We start from the raw sequence: 1,521 nt of genomic DNA on the forward strand, positions 1-1,521 counted from the left end.
GCGGAGCGCAGCATCGGTGAGCCGCGAGGTCGCGGGGATGATCGGGCGTCCCGTGGCGCTCAAGGTAGGACGGCCGACCGACCACGACCCAGCGCAGATCGGCCGACAGGCGCTGTGCCACCATGTCCTGGGGAACCGTTCCGCCATACCGAACGCCCGCATCGGCTCCGGCGTCCACCACGTCGAGCAGGTCGTTGGACACCCGGACGTCGATCTCGACCCGCGGATGGCGTTCGTGGAAGAGGGGCAGCACAGGGGCGAGCAGCAGCGTGCTCGCATGTTCGAGCACATTGAGGCGGATCCGGCCTGTGGCTTTGGCCGGCTCGCGGTGCTGATTGAGCAGGTCGAGTGCGCAGCCGATCGCTGCGAAAGGCGCATCCAGGGACGCGAGCAGATCTTCCCCTGCCGCGGTAAGGGTGACGCTGCGGCTGGTGCGGTTGACCAGCCGCACCCCGAGGCGCGCCTCCATCGATTTGAGCGCGTGGCTCAACGCGGAGGCGCTGACGCCAAGCTCCAGGCCCGCACGCCGAAAGTTGCGATGGCGCGCGATGGCGAGGAAGGTTCCGAGATCGGCGAGCTCGGTCCGATTGATGCGCATCGAGGCAGTGGAAGGCCGGCGCGCGGGAAAGCAAGTCGTGCCGGATCCCGACTGCGCCGTTTCGAAAGCGGCCCCCGAGGCTGCCGAGCCGCGCGACCGCCGGCCCTAGGCCAACCGCAGCAGCAGCGCGATCGCCGCGATGGCCAAAGCCGCCATCGTCAGCAGGATGCCGCCGCCCCGGCAGGCGAACTGGCGCGGGGAGTTTGGGGGCGCGAACATCCCGATCGGGTGCAGGATCCGGCCGACCAGCAGGGCGATCAGCAGGGCCTGGACCAGAGTGTGGCCGCCGCCGCCCGCCTCCAGCAGGCCGATGACGATGAGCGCCAGGGGCACGTATTCCGCGAAATTGGCGTGCGAGCGGACGCGCTTGAGCATCGTCTCGTCGCCCCCGTCCCCGAACAGCACGTTGCCGGAGACGCGGCTCGCCATCACCCAGCCCGAGAGGCCGAGGTACACGAGGGCGAGCAGCCCGGCAAAGACGGCCGTGGTCGCGGGGAAGATCATGGATGGGTGTCTCCGATGGCGGCCGCCGGTCCTTGAGCCGGGCTCGGCCTTGGGTCACAACACGAGATAGGGCGCGGCCGCCCGACGGGAGCCCGTTCGCGATGATCGAAGACGCAGAGCTTCTCGCGCGGGCCGAGGCGCTGGTGGCGGCCTTCACGGCGGCCCGGCGCACCATCGCCACGGCCGAATCCTGCACGGGCGGGCTCGTGGCGGGCCTGCTGACCGCGGTACCGGGTTCCTCGGCCGTCGTGGAGCGCGGGTTCGTCACCTACTCGAACGAGGCCAAGGCCGAAGCCATNCGCGTGCCGATGGATCTGATCCGCCAGCACGGTGCCGTGAGCGCGCCGGTGGCGGGAGCGATGGCCGCGGGCGCACTCGCCGCATCGCGGGCCTCCGTCGCGGTGGCGATCACCGGCATT

At 70.7% G+C, this 1,521-nt stretch carries 3 protein-coding genes; 1 reads left to right on the forward strand and 2 read right to left on the reverse strand.

Going from position 1 to position 1,521, the window contains the following annotated elements:
- Positions 1–598: LysR family transcriptional regulator (locus I53_RS16265; protein WP_043352523.1), on the reverse strand; the 598-nt coding region annotated here is incomplete at its 3' end.
- A gap of 105 nt (positions 599–703) precedes the next feature.
- Positions 704–1,102, reverse strand: a complete 399-nt coding sequence (locus I53_RS16270) for an MAPEG family protein (RefSeq protein ID WP_043352524.1) — start codon at positions 1,100–1,102, stop codon at positions 704–706.
- A gap of 101 nt (positions 1,103–1,203) precedes the next feature.
- On the opposite strand from I53_RS16270, the gene I53_RS16275 reads away from it, so the two are divergent.
- Positions 1,204–1,521 (forward strand): nicotinamide-nucleotide amidohydrolase family protein (locus I53_RS16275; protein WP_043352525.1); only part of this gene is annotated, 318 nt, incomplete at its 3' end.

Origin of the sequence: Methylobacterium sp. B1 (genome assembly GCF_000333255.1) — a bacterium.
Classification (GTDB): Bacteria; Pseudomonadota; Alphaproteobacteria; order Rhizobiales; family Beijerinckiaceae; genus Methylobacterium; species Methylobacterium fujisawaense.

Bases quoted from the DNA above. Each gene is read 5' to 3' on its own strand.
- I53_RS16270 (WP_043352524.1), bottom strand. From the start codon at position 1,102: ATGATCTTCCCCGCGACCACGGCCGTCTTTGCCGGGCTGCTCGCCCTC.